This is a genomic window from Cellulomonas terrae, from assembly GCF_007990265.1.
Taxonomy (GTDB): Bacteria; Actinomycetota; Actinomycetes; order Actinomycetales; family Cellulomonadaceae; genus Cellulomonas; species Cellulomonas terrae.
The window spans coordinates 35,963-52,776 of sequence record NZ_BJWH01000011.1; the positions used below are offsets into that span (position 1 = coordinate 35,963).

17 protein-coding genes are annotated in these 16,814 nt (G+C 71.3%); 11 read left to right on the top strand and 6 right to left on the bottom strand.

The features are described 5' to 3' along the window. Window positions 1–54 precede the first annotated feature (54 nt). Entirely contained in the window at window positions 55–1,578 is a 1,524-nt protein-coding gene (locus CTE05_RS11380; RefSeq protein ID WP_146846253.1) for an alpha/beta fold hydrolase, read from the top strand. Then, window positions 1,575–1,982, top strand: a complete 408-nt coding sequence (locus CTE05_RS11385; RefSeq protein ID WP_146846254.1) for a hypothetical protein — start codon at window positions 1,575–1,577, stop codon at window positions 1,980–1,982. Before CTE05_RS11380 ends, CTE05_RS11385 begins: the two co-directional genes overlap by 4 nt. Here CTE05_RS11385 and CTE05_RS11390 read toward each other — a convergent pair. Further along, a complete protein-coding gene (locus tag CTE05_RS11390) occupies window positions 1,957–2,775 on the bottom strand; it encodes a DeoR/GlpR family DNA-binding transcription regulator (RefSeq protein WP_146846255.1) in 819 nt (272 codons plus the stop codon). The genes CTE05_RS11385 and CTE05_RS11390 overlap by 26 nt on opposite strands. Window positions 2,776–3,037: 262 nt before the next feature. On the opposite strand from CTE05_RS11390, the gene CTE05_RS11395 reads away from it, so the two are divergent. The 8 genes from CTE05_RS11395 (at window position 3,038) to CTE05_RS11430 (ending at window position 11,714) form a co-directional block, all read left to right on the top strand. Then, window positions 3,038–4,327, top strand: a complete 1,290-nt coding sequence (locus tag CTE05_RS11395) for an ABC transporter substrate-binding protein (RefSeq protein ID WP_146846256.1) — start codon at window positions 3,038–3,040, stop codon at window positions 4,325–4,327. Between the two features lie 78 nt (window positions 4,328–4,405). Continuing rightward, the gene (locus tag CTE05_RS11400) at window positions 4,406–5,368 is read left to right on the top strand and encodes a carbohydrate ABC transporter permease (RefSeq protein WP_146846257.1); all 963 of its coding nucleotides are present in this window, start codon (window positions 4,406–4,408) and stop codon (window positions 5,366–5,368) included. Window position 5,369: 1 nt separating this feature from the next. Beyond that, the gene (locus CTE05_RS11405) at window positions 5,370–6,254 is read left to right on the top strand and encodes a carbohydrate ABC transporter permease (protein ID WP_146846258.1); all 885 of its coding nucleotides are present in this window, start codon (window positions 5,370–5,372) and stop codon (window positions 6,252–6,254) included. A 52-nt stretch (window positions 6,255–6,306) separates the two neighbouring features. Further along, window positions 6,307–7,167, top strand: a complete 861-nt coding sequence (locus tag CTE05_RS11410; RefSeq protein WP_246123551.1) for a ketose-bisphosphate aldolase — start codon at window positions 6,307–6,309, stop codon at window positions 7,165–7,167. Between the two features lie 33 nt (window positions 7,168–7,200). Then, the gene (locus CTE05_RS11415) at window positions 7,201–8,391 is read left to right on the top strand and encodes an ADP-dependent glucokinase/phosphofructokinase (protein WP_146846259.1); all 1,191 of its coding nucleotides are present in this window, start codon (window positions 7,201–7,203) and stop codon (window positions 8,389–8,391) included. Continuing rightward, window positions 8,388–9,332: a DUF4432 family protein gene (locus CTE05_RS11420; protein ID WP_186814834.1), complete on the top strand. Its 945-nt coding sequence runs from the start codon at window positions 8,388–8,390 to the stop codon at window positions 9,330–9,332. The genes CTE05_RS11415 and CTE05_RS11420 overlap by 4 nt, the downstream gene beginning before the upstream one ends. After that, entirely contained in the window at window positions 9,329–10,303 is a 975-nt protein-coding gene (locus CTE05_RS11425; protein WP_146846261.1) for a class I mannose-6-phosphate isomerase, read from the top strand. The genes CTE05_RS11420 and CTE05_RS11425 overlap by 4 nt, the downstream gene beginning before the upstream one ends. A gap of 148 nt (window positions 10,304–10,451) precedes the next feature. Beyond that, window positions 10,452–11,714: an alkaline phosphatase gene (locus tag CTE05_RS11430; protein WP_222595467.1), complete on the top strand. Its 1,263-nt coding sequence runs from the start codon at window positions 10,452–10,454 to the stop codon at window positions 11,712–11,714. A 45-nt stretch (window positions 11,715–11,759) separates the two neighbouring features. On the opposite strand, the gene CTE05_RS11435 is transcribed toward CTE05_RS11430, so the two are convergent. From CTE05_RS11435 to CTE05_RS20295, 4 genes are all read right to left on the bottom strand, one after another. Next, window positions 11,760–12,584 (bottom strand): alpha/beta fold hydrolase, encoded by an 825-nt coding sequence (locus tag CTE05_RS11435; protein WP_146846263.1) that lies wholly within the window; start codon window positions 12,582–12,584, stop codon window positions 11,760–11,762. Between the two features lie 82 nt (window positions 12,585–12,666). Next, window positions 12,667–12,975 carry a DUF5808 domain-containing protein gene (locus tag CTE05_RS11440; RefSeq protein ID WP_146846264.1) on the bottom strand — a complete coding sequence of 103 codons (309 nt, stop codon included), beginning with the start codon at window positions 12,973–12,975 and terminating at the stop codon, window positions 12,667–12,669. A 66-nt stretch (window positions 12,976–13,041) separates the two neighbouring features. After that, a complete protein-coding gene (locus CTE05_RS11445) occupies window positions 13,042–13,911 on the bottom strand; it encodes an alpha/beta fold hydrolase (RefSeq protein ID WP_146846265.1) in 870 nt (289 codons plus the stop codon). A gap of 61 nt (window positions 13,912–13,972) precedes the next feature. Then, window positions 13,973–14,119 (bottom strand): hypothetical protein, encoded by a 147-nt coding sequence (locus CTE05_RS20295; protein ID WP_186814835.1) that lies wholly within the window; start codon window positions 14,117–14,119, stop codon window positions 13,973–13,975. A gap of 95 nt (window positions 14,120–14,214) precedes the next feature. Between CTE05_RS20295 and CTE05_RS11450 the strand changes: the two genes are divergently transcribed. Then, window positions 14,215–15,618, top strand: a complete 1,404-nt coding sequence (locus CTE05_RS11450; RefSeq protein ID WP_146846266.1) for a dicarboxylate/amino acid:cation symporter — start codon at window positions 14,215–14,217, stop codon at window positions 15,616–15,618. Window positions 15,619–15,620: 2 nt separating this feature from the next. On the opposite strand, the gene dinB is transcribed toward CTE05_RS11450, so the two are convergent. After that, complete coding sequence (gene dinB / locus CTE05_RS11455; protein ID WP_371863368.1) at window positions 15,621–16,811, bottom strand: DNA polymerase IV; 1,191 nt, start codon at window positions 16,809–16,811, stop codon at window positions 15,621–15,623. Window positions 16,812–16,814: the final 3 nt, after the last annotated feature.

Sequence of the window (16,814 nt, forward strand, 5' to 3'; positions counted from 1 at the left end):
TCGTGCAGGTCACCGAGGCTCGCAGGCGCTCGGCCCGCCCCCGCGGAGGCAGCCATGGCCAGCACGACGCATCCCGTCCCGGTCGAGGAACGTCCCGCCCCGCACGCGCCGCCCGGGCGGCTGTGGGCGGGCGCCCGGCGCTGGCTGCCGTGGGCCGCCGTCCTCGCGCTGGCCGCCGTCGCAGGGCTGGTCGGCGGGCAGGTGGCACCGCTCGGCCCGGTGTCCACGCTCGGTGCTCTGGTCGTGATGGCGACCGGAGCCGGGCTCGGTGTCGTCGGCGGGCGGGTGGTCGGCACGGCGTGGGTGGTGATCCCGCTGGCGGCCGCGTACCTCGCCGCCGTCGAGCTCGCCCGCAGCGACGTGCTCCTGCCCACGGTGCACGACGTCCGGGTCGACTCGATCTGGGGGCTGCTCGCACTCGTGCTCGGGCGCGGGGTGCACGGCGTCCTGCTCGTCCTGCCGATGGTCCTCGGCGCGCGCGTCGGCGCCGGCGCGCCAGGGCGCGTGACCACGACGGTCCTCGGCGTGCTCACCTTCGGCCTCGCCGTGGTGGTCGCGCTGCCGGCCTCCACTCCGCCCGTGCGCGACGCCGACGGGGACGTGGTGCCCGGCAGCATCGCCACGCTCGACACGGTGCTCCTCGGTGGTGATCCGCACACCGTCCTGGTCAGGGCCGCGGACCCGGACGCACCCGTGTTGCTCTACCTGTCGGGCGGCCCGGGCCAGTCCGACCTCGCGCTGGCCCGGGCGCTGTCCGAGCCGTGGGTCGACGACGTGGTCTTCGCGACCTTCGACCAGCGGGGCAACGGCACGTCCTACGCCGCGCTCCTGCCGACCGAGGAGGCCACGCTCGACCGCGCGGTCGCCGACGTCATCGAGCTGACCGAGTACCTGCGCGCTCGCTTCGGCGAGGACAAGGTCGTGCTCCTGGGGGAGTCCTGGGGCACGATCCTCGGCGTCCTGGCCGTCGAGCGGCGGCCCGACCTGTTCCACGCGTACCTCGGCAGCGGGCAGATGGTCGACGTCACCGAGACCGACCGACGCATCTACCGTGACCTCGTCGCCTACGCGGCCCGGACCGACGACGCTGCGACGGCCGCGCTGACCGAGCGGACCGGTGAGCCGCCGTACGCCGACCTGCCCTGGTCGAACGCCGACGTCATGCTGGCCTACGACCACCTGTACGGCGCGTACACACCGTCCCAGGGCTACCTGGACCGCGGTGCCGCCTCCGGGCTGGACGCGTTCGGGATCCGGGGCCCCGAGTACCGGCTCGTCGACAAGGTCGACGTGCTCCGGGGCCTCATCGACACGTTCTCGGTGATGTACCCGCAGCTTCAGGGTCTGGACCTGCGGCGCGAGGTGCCGCGGCTGGAGGTCCCGGTGTTCGTGCTGGACGGGGCGGCGGAGCTCGACGGTCGGCGCGACCTCGCCCTCGAGTGGTATGCCGCGCTGGACGCACCGACGAAGAGGCTGCTGACGTTCGAGGGTGCCGCGCACGCGGTCGCGTTCGAGCAGGCCGACGCGGTCGACCGGCTGCTGGCGGACGAGGTCCTTCCCCTGGTGGGGGAGCGATGACGACGACGCGCGGTGCGTGGACGCTCGCCTGGTGCGGGATCGCGGGGGCGGCGGTCGCGAACGGTGGCCTGCGGGAGCGCGTCCTCGTGCCGCGGCTCGGGACGCTGCGGGCGCACCAGGTGTCCACCGGCGTGCTGGTCACGACGATCGTCGCGACGGCGTCGGTGCTGCAGCGGAGGCACCCGCTGCCCGACCGCACGACCGCCCTGCGGGTCGGGCTCGGGTGGAGCGCGGGCACGCTGGCGTTCGAGCTCGGTGCCGGAGCCGTGCGAGGCCTTCCGCTGTCCGACCTCGTCGCCGACTACGACCTGCGGGCCGGCCGCCTGTGGGGGTTCGTCCCGCTGACGATGGCGGTCGCCCCGGTGCTGGTCGAGCGGATCAGCCGACGTCGGCCGGCAGGATGACCTCGACGCCCGCGGACTCCAGCGCGGCCGCCAGGTCCGCTGGCGGCGGTGCCTCGGTCACCAGGTAGTCGGCACGGCCCAGCTCCGCGATCTGCGCGAACAGGCGGCGGCCGAACTTCGTCGAGTCGGCGAGGACGGCGACCTTCGCCGAGCGGTCCATCATGGCGCTCATCATCGCGGCCTCGCCGAGGTTGCTCGTCGAGTAGCCGGCGTCGGCGCTCACGGCACCGACGCCGATCAGCGCGAGGTCGCAGCGGATGTCGCGGTCGGCGCCGTTCTCCGTCGGGAACGCGACGGCCCCGATGGTGCCCTGGGCGCTGAGCCGGACGACGCCCCCGAACACGTACAGGTCGCGGAACGCCTGCGGGCTGATCTCCGTCGGCAACCGCAGCGAGTTCGTCGCGACGGTGAGGTCGCGGTGCTCGGCGAGGTGGCGCGCGACGGCCAGCGTCGTGGTGCCCGCGTTGATCATGAGCGACGCGCCGTCGCGCACGAGGCCGGCCGCGAGCGCCCCGATCTGGTCCTTCGCCGAGGTCTGGATCCGCAGCCGGACGTCGACGCCGGTGTCGGGGCGGGGGACCGCCTGCGGGCTGATCGCTCCACCGTGCGTGCGGATGAGGACGCCGTCGGCGTCGAGGGCGTCGAGGTCGCGGCGGATGGTGTCGGGGGAGACGTCGAACCGCTCGGCCAGGATCGCCACGGTCACCTGTCCCTGCTCGGCCACGTAGGCCGCCAGATCGGCCTTGCGGCCCGCGGGCAGGCGGCGTGCGGAGCCGTCGGAGGTCGCAGACATGGGAGTACTGAACCACAGCGATGCGGGTTTGTGCGAGAAAACGCAAGGTGTGATCGAGCCAATCTGCACCGATGGAATCGGTCATCTGCCCAGATCAGGGCGAAATCGGGGACATCTCAGGCGCGCGAGGGCGGTGCCGGAGGGTGGTTGCGACGGGCAAGCACTGCTTGACGGCGCAGTTTCTCGGGTCTACGTTGGCGGAAACACGCAAAAGTGCGCACACAGTCGCACGAAGCGGCAGGATCTGAGGATGGGGAGAGTCATGGGCAAGGGCGCTCACGTTGGACGCTTCATTGCACTCACCGGTGTCGCATCGCTCGCACTCGCGGCGTGCTCCGGTGGGGGCGGCTCGGACAGCGGAGGCACGGGCGGGGAGGACGGCGGCGACGTCACCCTCGAGTTCTCGCAGTGGTGGGAGCCCGAGCTCCCCGACGGTGCGTTCCGCGAGCTGATGGACCAGTTCGAGTCGGAGAACCCGGGCATCACGGTCGACCTGCTGTCGGGGCCGTACGCCTCGACGAAGGAGCAGGTCGTCGCCGGCGCCGCCGCCGGGACGATGTCCGACGTCGTCGGCCTGGACGGCGCATGGGTGAGCGACTTCGCCGACCAGGGCGCGATCACGGACCTGTCCGCGGTGATGTCCGAGGCGGGCTACGACGAGTCGCAGCTGGCCAGCCAGGTCAAGGTGGACGACAGGACGTACATGATCCCCGTCGTGAACTTCGTGTACCCGATGTTCACCAACGACGACCTGCTCGCCGGCGCCGGCGTCACCGCGCCGCCCACCACGCGTTCCGAGTTCGCGGACGCGGCGGCCAAGACCACGAGCGAGAACACGTACGGCTGGATCCTCCCGCTGTCGCTCGAAGCCCCCAACGGCATCCAGAACGACGTCATGTCCTGGGTGTGGGCGTCCGGTGGGTCGATGCTCGACGGCGGGCAGCCCGCGCTGACCGACAACGAGGACGTCACCAGCGCCACGGACTTCATCCAGGGCCTCTGGGACGACGGCGTCATCGCACCCGGGTCGTTCACCATGAAGGAGCAGGACAAGGTCGAGGAGTTCAGCAACGGCCGGGTCGGCATGATGATCGACTCGCTCGCCCACGTGAACCTCATCCGCGAGTCCAACCCGGACCTGAACTTCAGCATCTCGGCGATCCCGGCCGAGGACGGGTACACCGGTGAGCGCGGCATCCCCTACGCCTCGTGGGGCATCGGCATCGCCGAGAACTCCGAGCACAAGGAGGAGGCGTTCAAGCTCGTCGAGTTCCTGATGAGCGAGGACGTCAACAGCGAGCTCTCCTCGATCGCCAACGCCTTCCCGGGCAACACGGCCTCCGTCCCCGACTTCGTCGAGGAGGACGAGCTGTTCGGCACCGCGTTCGAGATCTACCAGTCCGGCTTCCCGGCCAACGAGTTCACGGGCCTGCCCGTCGCCGAGCAGCTCATGCGGGACTTCGGTGAGGAGTTCCAGAAGGCGCTCGACGGCCAGCAGTCGATGCAGGACGCGCTCGCCGCGGCCCAGACCAAGTGGGAAGAGGAGTTCTAGGCCACCCAGCCCGGAACCCGGGCCGCGCCGGAGGCACGACCGGCGCGGCCCGCCCCCTCAGGAGAGAGCCGCGAGCCCATGTCACAGACAGCCACTCCCGCGAAGGCGGGACCCGTGAAGGCCGCACCGCCGCCCGGTGCCGACTCCGCCCGGACCCGCACCATCGGCCGGATCAAGCGGACGCTGACGCCCTACGGATTCCTCACCCCGACCGGGGTGCTGCTGATCATCCTGATGATCACGCCGATCATCATGGTCGTCAGCTACTCGCTGCTCGACCGGGTGATCACCAACAAGAACCCCGCGTTCGTGGGCTTCGAGAACTACCTCGAGGTGCTCACCGACCCGGTGTTCTTCACCGCGGTGCGCAACACGCTGGTGTTCACCATCTCGTCGGTCGTCGTGCACTTCGTCATCGGCCTGGCGTTCGCGCTCATGCTCAACTCGCCGCTGCTGAAGGACCGCACGAAGGCGTTCTTCCGGGTCCTGTACATCCTGCCGTGGCTGTTCACGGTGGCGATCGTCGCGGTCCTGTGGCGGCTGCTGCTCAGCCCGAACGGCGTCGTCAACTACCTGCTCGGGTCGACGGGGATCACCGACGGCTCGACGGAGTGGCTGGCCAACCCGTCGACCGCGCTCGCCGCCGTGACGTTCATCAACATCTGGTCCGGCTACCCGTTCTTCATGATCTCGCTGCTGGCCGGCCTGCAGGGCATCCCGCGCGAGCTCTACGAGGCCGCGAAGGTCGACGGCGCCGGCGTGGTGGCCCAGTTCCGCAACGTCACGCTCCCGCAGCTGCGGCCGATCATCATCTCGATGGCGCTCCTGGACTTCATCTGGACGACACAGCAGTTCGCCCTGATCTGGATGACCACCGGCGGCGGGCCCATCAACTCCACCGAGGTCCTCTCGACCTTCACGTACAAGCTCGCGTTCACCGAGTACGAGTTCTCCGTCGCCTCCGCGTCCGCGGTCCTCGTGCTCCTCATGTCGATGGTTCTCGCGTTCTTCTACGTGCGGCACCAGAAGGCGAGGGACTGAGATGACCACGCTGGCCACCCGCCCCACCACGTCCGAGCAGCCCGCGCTGCGCACCCCGCCGAAGAAGACCAGCCAGCGGGCCGCGCTCGTCGTGGCTCTGGTCCTGGGTGCGTGCTTCGCCGCGCTCCCCGTGGTCTGGATGCTCTCCAGCTCGTTCAAGACCAACCCGGAGATCTTCGAGTTCCCGCCGCGCCTCGTCACGCCGGGCTTCTCGTTCGACGCGTACACGACGATCCTCACCGACCCGACCAAGCTGCGGTTCTTCCTCAACAGCTACGTCATCGCCCTGTCGGTGACCGCGCTGTCGCTGATCGTCGCGGTGCACGCCGCGTACGCGTTCAGCAGGTACGAGTTCTGGGGCAAGAAGACGATCAACGTGATCGTCGTGTCCGTCCAGGCGGTCCCGCCCATCACGCTGCTGATCCCGTACTTCGGCCTCGTCGTCGCGCTCAAGCTCTACAACACCTATCAGGGCCTGATCCTCACCTACATGGTGTTCACGCTGCCCTACGCGATCATCATGATGACGGGCTATTTCAACACCCTCCCGAAAGAGCTGGACGAGGCCGTCAAGGTCGACGGAGCCGGTCCGCTCACCGCCCTGTGGCGCATTCTCATGCCCATCTCCGTGCCCGGTCTGGTGTCCGTCGGCGTGTACACGTTCATGATCTGCTGGAACGAGTTCCTGTTCGCCCTGACCCTGACCAGGACAGAGGACATGCGCACGGTGCCCATCGGCATCCAGCTCCTCATGGGCCAGCACTCGTACGAATGGAACGAGATGATGGCCATGAGCATTCTCGGCTGCATTCCCGTTCTCATTCTCTTCCTCTTCTTCCAGCGCTACTTCATCGGGGGGATGACCGCCGGCGCCGTGAAGATCTAGACCCCCCTCCCTGAGAAACACCCACACAGGAAAGTTGACACACATCATGTTGATGAACGGCCGAGACCTGCTCGCGGTGGCGAACGAGAACTATTTCGCCATCCCCGCCTTCAACATCAGCGACTACGCGATGGGCAAGGGGATCTTCGAGATCTCCGAGAAGCTGAACGCCCCGCTCATCGTCGCGATCCACCCCGACGAGGTGGCCCACCTGGGCCGCGACGCCCTGCCCGCGCTGATCCAGCGCGCGCACCGCTCCTCGGTCCCCGTCGCCATCCACTGGGACCACGGCGGCTCCTACGAGCAGGTGCTGGAGGCCATCCAGTACGGGTTCACCTCGGCCATGATCGACGCGTCGATGGAGCCCTTCGAGGACAACGTCGCGATCACCGCGAAGGTCGTCGAGACCGCCCACGCCGTCGGTGTCTCCGTCGAGGGTGAGCTGGGCACGATCGGCAAGCTCGACGAGCAGGCCGAGGACGGCGTGCTCATGTCGCAGATCGCGTTCACCGACCCGGCCGAGGCCGTCGAGTACGTCCAGCGCACCGGCGTCGACAGCCTCGCGATCGCCATCGGCACCGCGCACGGCCTGTACCCCAAGCACGTCACCCCGGAGCTCCGGCTCGAGCTGCTCCAGCAGATCAAGGCCCTGCTGCCCATCCCGCTGGTCCTGCACGGCGGCTCCGGCAACCCGGACGGCGAGATCGGCCAGGCGGTCAAGCTCGGCGTGAACAAGATCAACATCTCCAGCGACATCAAGGTCGCGTACCACGACAAGATGCGCGAGGTCCTCGCGGACACCAGCCTGCGCGAGCCGCTGCTCATCCAGCCGCCCTGCATCGAGGCCATGCAGGAGGTCGCGGCGCAGAAGATCCACCTGTTCGACGCCGCCGGCAAGGCCGACCTGTACTGAGCACGTCCTGACGCGAGAGAGGGCAGTCGATCGATGAGCACGACGTTCGTGCTGGGCATGGGTGGGACGGTCGACTACGAGATCCGCTGGGACCCGGCCGTGCTCGAGCAGCTCGCCGCCGAGCTCGGGATCGGCCCGGACGACCTCGACCGGATGGCCCCGGTCGACTCCGTGCGCGACCTCGTGCGGACCCTGCTCGCGTTCGTCCGCGACGGTGTCGGGGGAGAGCGGTTCGTCGCCTCCTCCGGCATCGTCGAGGAGTTCGCGGCACGGTTCTCCAAGGAGGTCACGCTCGGGGGGACGTGCGTGCGGGCGGCGATCGCGATGGACGTGCTCGGCATCCCGAGCACGATGCACCTCGTCTCGATCGACGACAACGTCCGCCGGCTCCTCCCGGCGTCCGTCGACTACGTGTCGAGCGCGGTCGAGGACACCCTCGACCCGCACCTGATCGTGCAGTACCCGGCGGGCGCACGCGTGCGCGTCGGTGGCGTCGAGCTGGTGGCGCCGCACCCGAACCGCGTCATCTTCGCCAACGACCCGCCGCACCGCGAGCTGCGCATCGCCCCGGACCTGCCCGACGCCCTGCGCGCGGCCGACGTCTTCCTGCTGTCGTCGTTCAACGTCATCCAGGACCCGGCGGTGCTCGAGTCGCGTCTGGCGCAGGTGCGCGACGCGATGCGGGCCCTCCCGCCGGACGCGCTCGTCGTCTTCGAGGACGCGGGGTATCACGTGCCGGCGCTGAGCCGGCGCGTCCGTGACGAGATGGTGTGGTGCGCGGACGTCTACAGCCTCAACGAGGACGAGATGCAGGCCTACCTCGGCCGGCCGGTGGACCTGCTCGACGCGCCGACCGTCGCGAAGGCCGTCCGGGAGCTGCACGAGGTCGTCCCGGCACCGACCCTCGTCGTGCACACCAAGTACTGGGCGCTGGCGGTCGGGCAGCGGGCGACCTCGCTGCGGTCCGCGCTCGTCGGCGGGATCACGATGGCGAGCACCCGCTACTGGATGGGCGACGGGTTCACGCCCGAGGACTACGCGGCGACCGCCTCCCTGACCCCGGGCACGACCGCCCAGCAGCTCGTGTCCGACGTCGCCGACCTGCTCGGTCCCGACGCGTGCGTCGTTCCCGCCCTCGACCTGAGCGGCGTCGCCACCCCGACGACCATCGGGCTCGGCGACTCGTTCGTCGGCGGCTTCCTCGCTGCGCTGGACCTGCCGTGACGGGCTGGGGCGAGCTGACGGACGACGGCCGCGTCTCCCGGCCGGACGCGCTCGCGAGCGTGGACGACCGTGGCGGGGTCATCGCGGTGCGCCTCGCGGGCGGGCTCGCGTTCGACGTCCTGCCGGGCCGCGGGCTGGACCTGGGCGCGACGTGGTGGGGCTCGACACCCGTGGCGTGGCGGTCCCCGAACCCCGTCGACCCCGGCCCGGGGCGGGACTGGGAGGCGCGCTTCCTCGGCGGACTCCTGGCCACGTGCGGCCCCGACAACATCGGCGAGCCGCGCGGCTCGTCGGGCCAGCACGGCACCCACCACCTGACGCCCGCGACCGACGTGCACTGGTCACGCGAGCGGGTGGGCGACGGGTGGCAGGTCTGCGTGACGGGCACGGTCGCGCACACCTCGCTGGGCGGTCCACGGATCCTCGTCGAGCGGTCGGTCGTGGCGTCCACGGGCACGCCCGCCGTCGAGGTCAGCGACGTCGTGCGCAACGTCGGGGACCGGTCCGTGGGCGTCCCGCTGCTCTACCACGTCAACCTCGGCGCACCCTTCCTGCGACCGGGCGCCCGCCTGGACGTCGACGCCGACGAGTGGGTCGTCCGCGAGCCGCTCCCGGCAGACCGCCACCCGCTGGTCACCCCCGAGCCGGCGCCCGGCCTCGTCCCCGTGGTCGCCGAGCACCTGGGCGTGCGCGAGGCACGGGCAACGCTCGTCGGCGACGACCTCTTCCCCGACCTCGTCGTGACCTGGACCGGCGCGACCCTGCCCCGGCTGTGCACGTGGAGCTGGCCCGCGCGCGACGCGTACGTGCTCGGAGTGGAGCCCACGAACGCCCCGCTGTTCGGTCCCGAGCGGGACCTCCCGCACGCCGGGGCCCCCGTCCTCGTCCCCGGCGCGACCTGGCGCACGGGTGTCCGCATCGCCGTCGAAGGGATGTCATGAAGCCGCTGTACCTGCCCGCCAACCAGCCGGCCGACAGGTTCTACGCGGGAGGTCGCCAGATCGCCGAGCTGCGCGGGACCGGCCCGTCGGCCAGCCACGAGCCGGAGGACTGGGTGGGTTCGGCGACGTCGGTGTTCGGCCACGAGCCCGTCGGGCTGACGGTGCTGCCCGACGGCCGGTTGCTCCGCGACGCCATCGAGGCCGACCCGGTGGCGTGGCTCGGCGCCGAGCACGTCGCCGCGTTCGGGTCGGACCCGGCACTGCTGGTCAAGCTGCTCGACGCCGGCCAGCGCCTGCCGGTGCACGCCCACCCCGACGTCCCGTTCGCCGCGGAGCACCTGGGGCTCGCGCACGGCAAGACGGAGGCGTGGGTCGTGCTCGAGCCCGCCCGGGTGCACCTCGGATTCGCGCGGGACGTCGGCGTCGACGAGCTGGCGCGCTGGGTCCGGACACAGGACACCGACGCGATGCTCGGCGCGATGCACGTCCTCGACCTCGCCGCCGGCGACGCTGTGCTGGTCCCCGCGGGGCTCCCGCACGCCATCGGGGAGGGCGCGCTCGTCGTGGAGCTGCAGGAGCCGACCGACCTGTCGATCCTGCTGGAGTGGTCGGGGTTCCCGATCGACGGGGCCACCGACGGACACCTGGGACTCGGGTTTGACGTCGCGCTCGGCGCCGTCGACCGTCGCGGGTGGTCCGCCGACGAGATCGCGCGCCTGCGCGGTGCGACGGCGGCGTCGTCGGGGGACCTGCTGCCCGACGCGGCGGCGTTCTTCCGCGTGGAGCGCTGGACCGGTCCGCAGGTGCTCGACGCGGGCCTCGCCGTGCTCGTCGTGGTCGACGGTGCGGGCACGCTCGACGGGTCCTCGGCCCTGCGTCGAGGGCGCACGGTGCTCCTGCCCGCCGCTGCGGGACCGGTCGCGCTGGACGGGGACCTCCAGGTCGTCGTCTGCCGCCCGCCTCGTCCCTAGAGCGCCCCGGGATGCGCCGTCACCCGAACGGTCGAACGATGGACGGCACGGTCGAGAACAGGCCGGACGTCGAGGGACGACGAAGTCCGGGGGACGACACACGATGCTCAACTCACGACAGGCATGGTTAGGAGCCGGCAGCGCAGCCGTGCTCGCAGCAGGGCTCACCACCTCCGGGATCGCCGGTGGCGGTGACCGCGACGAACGAGACCACGGCCGCGGCGGTGACCGGGCCGTCGCGAAGAACGTCATCTTCATGGTCGGCGACGGCCTGAGCCTCGCGGCGCGGGACGCCACGCGGCTGGCGACCGTCGGCAAGGACGGGCAGCTGCAGATGGACTCGCTGCGGTACGCCGGTTGGACGCACACCGACTCGCTGGACCCGGAGGATGCCGTCACCGACTCGGCCGCCGGCGCCACGGCGTTCGCGGCCGGCGTTCTGACGTACAACGGCGCGGTGTCGGTGGACGTGAACGGGAACCCGGTCAAGACGCTCCTGGAGCACGCGAAGGACCTGCGCAAGGCGACCGGGCTGGTCACGACGGCCCAGGTCACGGACGCCACCCCCGCCGCGTTCGGGTCACACGTGCCCGACCGGGGCACCCAGACCGAGATCGCCCGGCAGTTCCTGGAGGTGACCAAGCCGGACGTCATCCTGGGTGGGGGCGAGGACTGGTGGTACCCCGTGGGCGACCCGGGCGCCTACCCGGACGACCCCGCGGACCCGCGGCCCGAGGTGAGCAAGAGCACGATCGGCAACCTCGTCGAGCGGGCCGAGGGCCTGGGCTACGACTACGTCAGCACCCCCGGCGAGCTCGCAGCGACGCGGTCCGACAAGGTCCTCGGCCTGTTCGCCAACGAGGAGATGTTCGAGCAGTTCCCGGAGGGTCAGGGCGACGAGTACGCCCCCGTGGTGCCGCTCACCACGATGACCGCCAAGGCGCTCGACATCCTCTCGCGCGACCGGCAGGGCTTCTTCCTGGTCGTCGAGGAGGAGGCCATCGACGAGTTCGCGCACAACAACAACGCTGCTCGCACCATCCAGGCCGGGCAGGCGCTGGACGCGACCGTGGCGCTGGTCCGCGAGTACGTCGCGAAGCACAAGGACACGCTCGTCGTCGTCGTCGGGGACCACGAGACGGGCGGGATGGCGATCGAGAACGTCGACCCGGACGACGAGTCCGGCGACACCGCGAGCACGGACCCCGGGGTCACCCAGAGCCTCGAGGACGGGCCGTTCCCGATCGCGAACAGCGACCTGGAGTTCACGATCGACTGGACGACGGGCGGGCACACCGGTGCCGCGACCCCGCTGACGGCCGAGGGCCCGCGGGCCGAGCGACTGGCTCGGGCGCAGGACAACACCGACGTGTTCACGGTGGTCCTGGACGCGATGCGCGGCCGGCGCTGACGGCACGACGAGGGCGGCGGCAGGCGCCGCCGCCCTCGTCGGTGCTCACGAGCGGAGGAACTCCAGCAGGTCCGCGTTGATCGTCGCGGCCTCCGTGGTCGGCATCCCGTGCGGGAACCCGGCGTACGTCTTCAGGGTGCTGTTCTGGAGCAGCTCGGCGGACAGGGGGGCGGAGTCGGCGTAGGGGACCACCTGGTCGTCGTCGCCGTGCATCACCAGCGTGGGGACCGTGATCTTCTTCAGGTCCTCCGTGAAGTCGGTCTGGGAGAACGCGACGATGCCGTCGTAGTGCGCCTTCGCGCCGCCCATCATCCCCTGGCGCCACCAGTTCTCGATGATCGCCTCGGACGGCTCACGGCCCGGGCGGTTGAACCCGTAGAACTGGTTCGCGGCCAGGTCGCGGTAGAAGTTCGACCGGTTGGTGGCCACCTGCTCCTGCAGACCGTCGAAGACCTCCTTCGGCAGCCCGCCCGGGTTCGCCTCCGTCTGCACCATGATCGGTGGGACGGCGCTGATCAGGACCGCCTTGGCCACGCGGCTCTCGCCGTGCCGGGCGATGTAGTGCACGACCTCGCCACCCCCGGTGGAGTGCCCGATGTGGACGGCGTCGCGCAGGTCAAGGTGCTCGGTGAGCGCCGCCAGGTCGTCGGCGTAGTGGTCCATGTCGTGGCCGTCGCTCGTCTGGGTGGAGCGGCCGTGACCCCGGCGGTCGTGCGCGACGACCCGGTACCCGTGCTGGAGGAAGAACAGCAGCTGGGTGTCCCAGTCGTCGGCCGACAACGGCCAGCCGTGGCTGAAGACGAGCGGCTGGCCCGAACCCCAGTCCTTGTAGAAGATCTCCGTGCCGTCCGTCGTGGTGATGGTGCCCATTGAACGTACTCCCGTGGCTCGGTGTCGCAGACCTTCCCGAGCGTAGGTGTGGCTCACGGGCGCCGCGAGGCGTCGGCGGACGTCAGTCGGCGGAGGCGACCCGCTGCCGGACGAGCTCGACCAGCCGGCCGACGTTGAGGGTCCACCCGACGCCGAACACCCGGGGGCTGATCAGGTGGGCGCTCTCCGGGTCCCACATGCGTTCCTTGACCCGGGCGAGGGTCGGGACGCGGAAGTCGTAGGGCACGAAGCCCAGGACTCCGTTCCACTGGCGTTCCTCGGGTGGCGTCCGCAGCTCCTTGACGACGGCGGCCACCGCCAGTCCCAAGGTGATCAGGCGGATCAGCTTCTGGAGGTCCATCCCTGTCGCGCGCTCGTCCTGCGATGCCATCTCGACTCCTTGGTCGGCGGGTGCTCACCCCCATCGTCCACCCGCCGGGTGCCGGGCCTCCAGCACTCACCCCGCGCCGTCGAGCACCTCGCGCAGCCGGGCGGCGAACGCCTCCGGCTGGCCCGCCTGGCCGAACTCACCACCGAGGAACCCGCCGTGGTTGCTGGGGAACACCGTCAACGGCTGCCCGAGGGCGTCGGCCAGCGCCGCCGACGTGCGCCAGGTCAGCGTGTCCTGGCTCTCGACGCCGCCCGCGACGACCACCCGCGTCGGTGCGCCGGTGAGGGCGGCCACGTCGGGACGATACGCCGTCACGGCGTTCGAGGCGCCGGAGAGCAGCGGGTCGACGCGGGACCCGTCGTCGGCCGTCGGCAGCCCGAACGTCGCCGGGTCGGGCAGCTCGCGGCCGAAGTCGTCGGGGAACGGGCCCTGCACGGACGTCAGGGCGATGAACGCCGCCATCCCCGCGCCCCACCCCCGCTGGTGGTAGACCTCCTGGACGCGCTGCTCGGCGGCGAACGCCTGCGCGGCGTCGGGCAGGACGGACAGCACAGGCGGCTCGTGGGCGACCAGGACGCGGACGTCCTGCGGGTGTGTCGCCACCAGGTGCAGCCCGGTGACGGCGCCGCCGCTGCTGCCGAACAGGTCGACGCTCCCGCCGAGCTCGCCGATCAGGCGGTGCAGGTCCTCGGCCTGCTGCTGGGGTGAGTTCGTCAGGTCGCCGTCGCTGCGGGTGCTGCGGCCCAGGCCCCGCGGGTCGTACGTCACGACCGTCCGGTCGGGGAAGTGGGACGCGAGCGTGCCGAAGCCGGACGCGTCCATCGGCTGACCGACGAGCAGCAGCGGCACGCGCCCGTCCGCCGCCGGGAGCGAACCACGGATGTCGTAGGTGAGGGTCGCCCCCGGCACGTCCAGGGTGAGCGTGGTCTTCGGCACGGTGTTCTCCTGTCGGCGGCGAGGTCTCGCCAGTATCTCGTCGCCGTCACGGCCGCGCAGGTCAGGGCAGCAGCACCCGCACCGGCTGCGTCGTCCCGCCGCTGGTCAGCGTCCAGGTCCCGTCGTCCATCGGCAGCAGCGTCCACGTGCCGCACCCGGCCGCGTCGCTGCCCGTGCGGACGGCCGTCAGGTCCGTGCCCCTGTTCACGGTGTGACCACCGTCTCGGAAGAAGACGGCGGGGTCGGCCGGTTGCGAACGGAGGCTGGAGACACCGGCCGCCGCCACACCCCCCGGGGAGCCCCGTGTCCGAGACCACCACGCCGCGCCGTCGCCGGCTGCGCCTCCCGTCCTTCTCCGTCCAGGTCCTGCTCGGCCTCGCTCTGGGCGTCCTGCTCGGCTGGGTCGCGCTGCAGCTGGGCCCCACCGCCGCCGGGGACCCCAACTGGCTGACCACGACGCTCGACACCATCGGCTCGTCGTTCGTCACGCTGCTCAAGACGATCGTGCCGCCGCTGGTCTTCCTCGCGATCGTCGCCTCGATCGCCAACCTGCAGCAGGTCACCAACGCCGCGCGGCTCGCCTGGCAGACGCTGCTCTGGTTCGCGATCACCGCCGCGATCTCCGTCGCGATCGGCATCGGCCTGGGCCTCGTGTTCCAGCCGGGCAACAGCTCGACCCTCAGCCCCGAGGCGGGCTCCGAGGTGGGCACCACCGGCAGCTGGCTCGACTTCCTCAACGGCCTGATCCCGAGCAACTTCCTCGGCCTCGGCGCCAGCACCCAGGCCGCGGACGACGGGACCCTGACCACCGGCATCTCGTTCAACGTGCTGCAGATCGTGGTCGTCGCGATCGTCGTCGGGATCGCCGCGCTGCGCACCGGGAAGGCCGCCGAGCCGTTCCTCGGCTTCACACGGTCGGCGCTCGCGGTCGTCCAGAAGATCCTCTGGTGGGTCATCCGCCTCGCGCCGCTGGGCACCCTCGGCCTCATCGGCCGCGCCGTCGCGACCTACGGGTGGGACCTGCTGGCGCCGCTCGGGTCGTTCGCCGTCGCGATCTACACCGGCCTGGCCCTCGTGCTGTTCGTGGTCTACCCCGTGATCCTGCGGACCAACGGCCTCGGCATCCTCAGCTTCTTCCGCGGCGCCTGGCCCGCCATCGAGCTCGCGTTCGTGTCCCGGTCGTCGGTGGGCACGCTGCCCGTGACGCAGCGCGTCGTCGAGCGCAACCTCGGAGTGCCGCGCTCGTACGCGTCGTTCGCCGTGCCGCTGGCGGCCACCACGAAGATGGACGGCTGCGCCTCGATCTACCCGGCGATCTCCGCGATCTTCGTCGCGCAGCTCTTCGGCATCGACCTGTCGGTCACGGACTACCTGCTCATCGCGTTCGTCTCCGTGGTCGGCTCCGCCGCGACCGCCGGGCTGACCGGGGCCGTGGTCATGCTGACCCTCACCCTGTCGACCCTCGGGCTGCCGCTCGCGGGCGTCGGCCTCCTGCTGGCCATCGACCCGATCCTCGACATGGGCCGCACGGCCGTGAACGTCGCGGGGCAGGCGCTGGTGCCGACGATCGTCGCGAAGCGCGAGGGGATCCTCGACGTGGAGCGGTACGCGTCGGCATCGGCGGAGGACCTGTTCTCCGACGACGAGCCCGCCGACGCCGACGTGGACGCCGAGGACCGTCGACCGGAGCCGGTCGCCGTCGGCTGACCTCACGCGTCCGGCAGCAGCGGCACGGCGATCCCCTCGCCGCGCCGCAGCAGGCTCGCGCGCACCACCGCCTGCGTGCCGAACCGCACCGCCACCGCGTCGACCGCCTCGTCGAGCCCGCCGTGGTCGGGGTGGTCGAGCGGGAGGGTCAGCTGCACGAACCGGTCCGACGACAGCCCCGTCAGCGCGACCCCCACGAGCGTGATCCCGCGCTCGCGGATGAGGGGACCGGCAGCCTCCAGCAGCTCGAGGGCCACAGCAGCGATGTCCTCGGACGAGTCGGTCCCGGCGGCGACCGACCGCGACCGGGTGGCCTTGGTGTAGTCCTCGAAGCGCAGCCGCAGCACGACCGTCCGCGCGATCCGGTCGGCCTTGCGCATCCGTCGGCACACCCGGTCGACGAGCCCGAGCAGCGCGGCGCGGACGAACGCCTGGTCGTGCGGCCCGTGCCCGATCGCACGCTGCGCACCGATGGAACCGCGCGACCGGCCGACCTCGACCCGGGCCGGCGTGTGCCCGTGCACGACCGCGTAGAGGTGCCGGCCACCGGCCGGACCGAGCGCCGCCACGAGAACCGACTGGGGGAGCGCCGCGACATCCCCGGCGGTGCGCAGCCCGTACGCGTGCAGCTTCGAGGCCGTGACCTCGCCGACGCCCCACAGCATCTCCACGGGCAGCGGGTGCAGGAACGACTCCTCGTCGGCCGGGAGCACCAGCAGCAGCCCGTCCGGCTTGGCCACCCGCGACGCGACCTTGGCCAGGAACGGCGTGCGCGCCACGCCGACCGTGATGGGCAGCCCGACGACGTCCCGGACCTGCGCGCGCAGCCGCGCCGCGATGTCGACGGGCGCGACGTCGATCTTGTGCAGGCCGCCGACATCGAGGAACGCCTCGTCGATCGACACGCCCTGGACCAGCGGTGTGGTCTGGTGGAACAGCTCGAACACGGCCTTGCTGGCCTCGACGTACGCGTCGAACCGTGGCCTGACGATGATGAGTCCGGGGCACAGCGCTCGCGCCTGCCGGCCTCCCATCGGGGTCGTCACGCCGCGGCGCTTCGCCTCGTACGACGCCGCCAGGATCACCCCGCCGCCGCCCACGGCGACCGGCCGGTTGCGCAGGCGGGGGTCGTCGCGCTGCTCGACGGACGCGTAGAAGGCGTCGAGGTCGGCATGCAGGATGGTGGAGCGCACGAA

Bases quoted from the DNA above. Each gene is read 5' to 3' on its own strand.
- CTE05_RS11380 (WP_146846253.1), top strand. From the start codon at position 55: ATGGCCAGCACGACGCATCCCGTCCCGGTCGAGGAACGTCCCGCCCCG.
- CTE05_RS11385 (WP_146846254.1), top strand. From the start codon at position 1,575: ATGACGACGACGCGCGGTGCGTGGACGCTCGCCTGGTGCGGGATCGCG.
- CTE05_RS11390 (WP_146846255.1), bottom strand. From the start codon at position 2,775: ATGTCTGCGACCTCCGACGGCTCCGCACGCCGCCTGCCCGCGGGCCGC.
- CTE05_RS11395 (WP_146846256.1), top strand. From the start codon at position 3,038: ATGGGCAAGGGCGCTCACGTTGGACGCTTCATTGCACTCACCGGTGTC.
- CTE05_RS11400 (WP_146846257.1), top strand. From the start codon at position 4,406: ATGTCACAGACAGCCACTCCCGCGAAGGCGGGACCCGTGAAGGCCGCA.
- CTE05_RS11405 (WP_146846258.1), top strand. From the start codon at position 5,370: ATGACCACGCTGGCCACCCGCCCCACCACGTCCGAGCAGCCCGCGCTG.
- CTE05_RS11410 (WP_246123551.1), top strand. From the start codon at position 6,307: ATGAACGGCCGAGACCTGCTCGCGGTGGCGAACGAGAACTATTTCGCC.
- CTE05_RS11415 (WP_146846259.1), top strand. From the start codon at position 7,201: ATGAGCACGACGTTCGTGCTGGGCATGGGTGGGACGGTCGACTACGAG.
- CTE05_RS11425 (WP_146846261.1), top strand. From the start codon at position 9,329: ATGAAGCCGCTGTACCTGCCCGCCAACCAGCCGGCCGACAGGTTCTAC.
- CTE05_RS11435 (WP_146846263.1), bottom strand. From the start codon at position 12,584: ATGGGCACCATCACCACGACGGACGGCACGGAGATCTTCTACAAGGAC.
- CTE05_RS11440 (WP_146846264.1), bottom strand. From the start codon at position 12,975: ATGGCATCGCAGGACGAGCGCGCGACAGGGATGGACCTCCAGAAGCTG.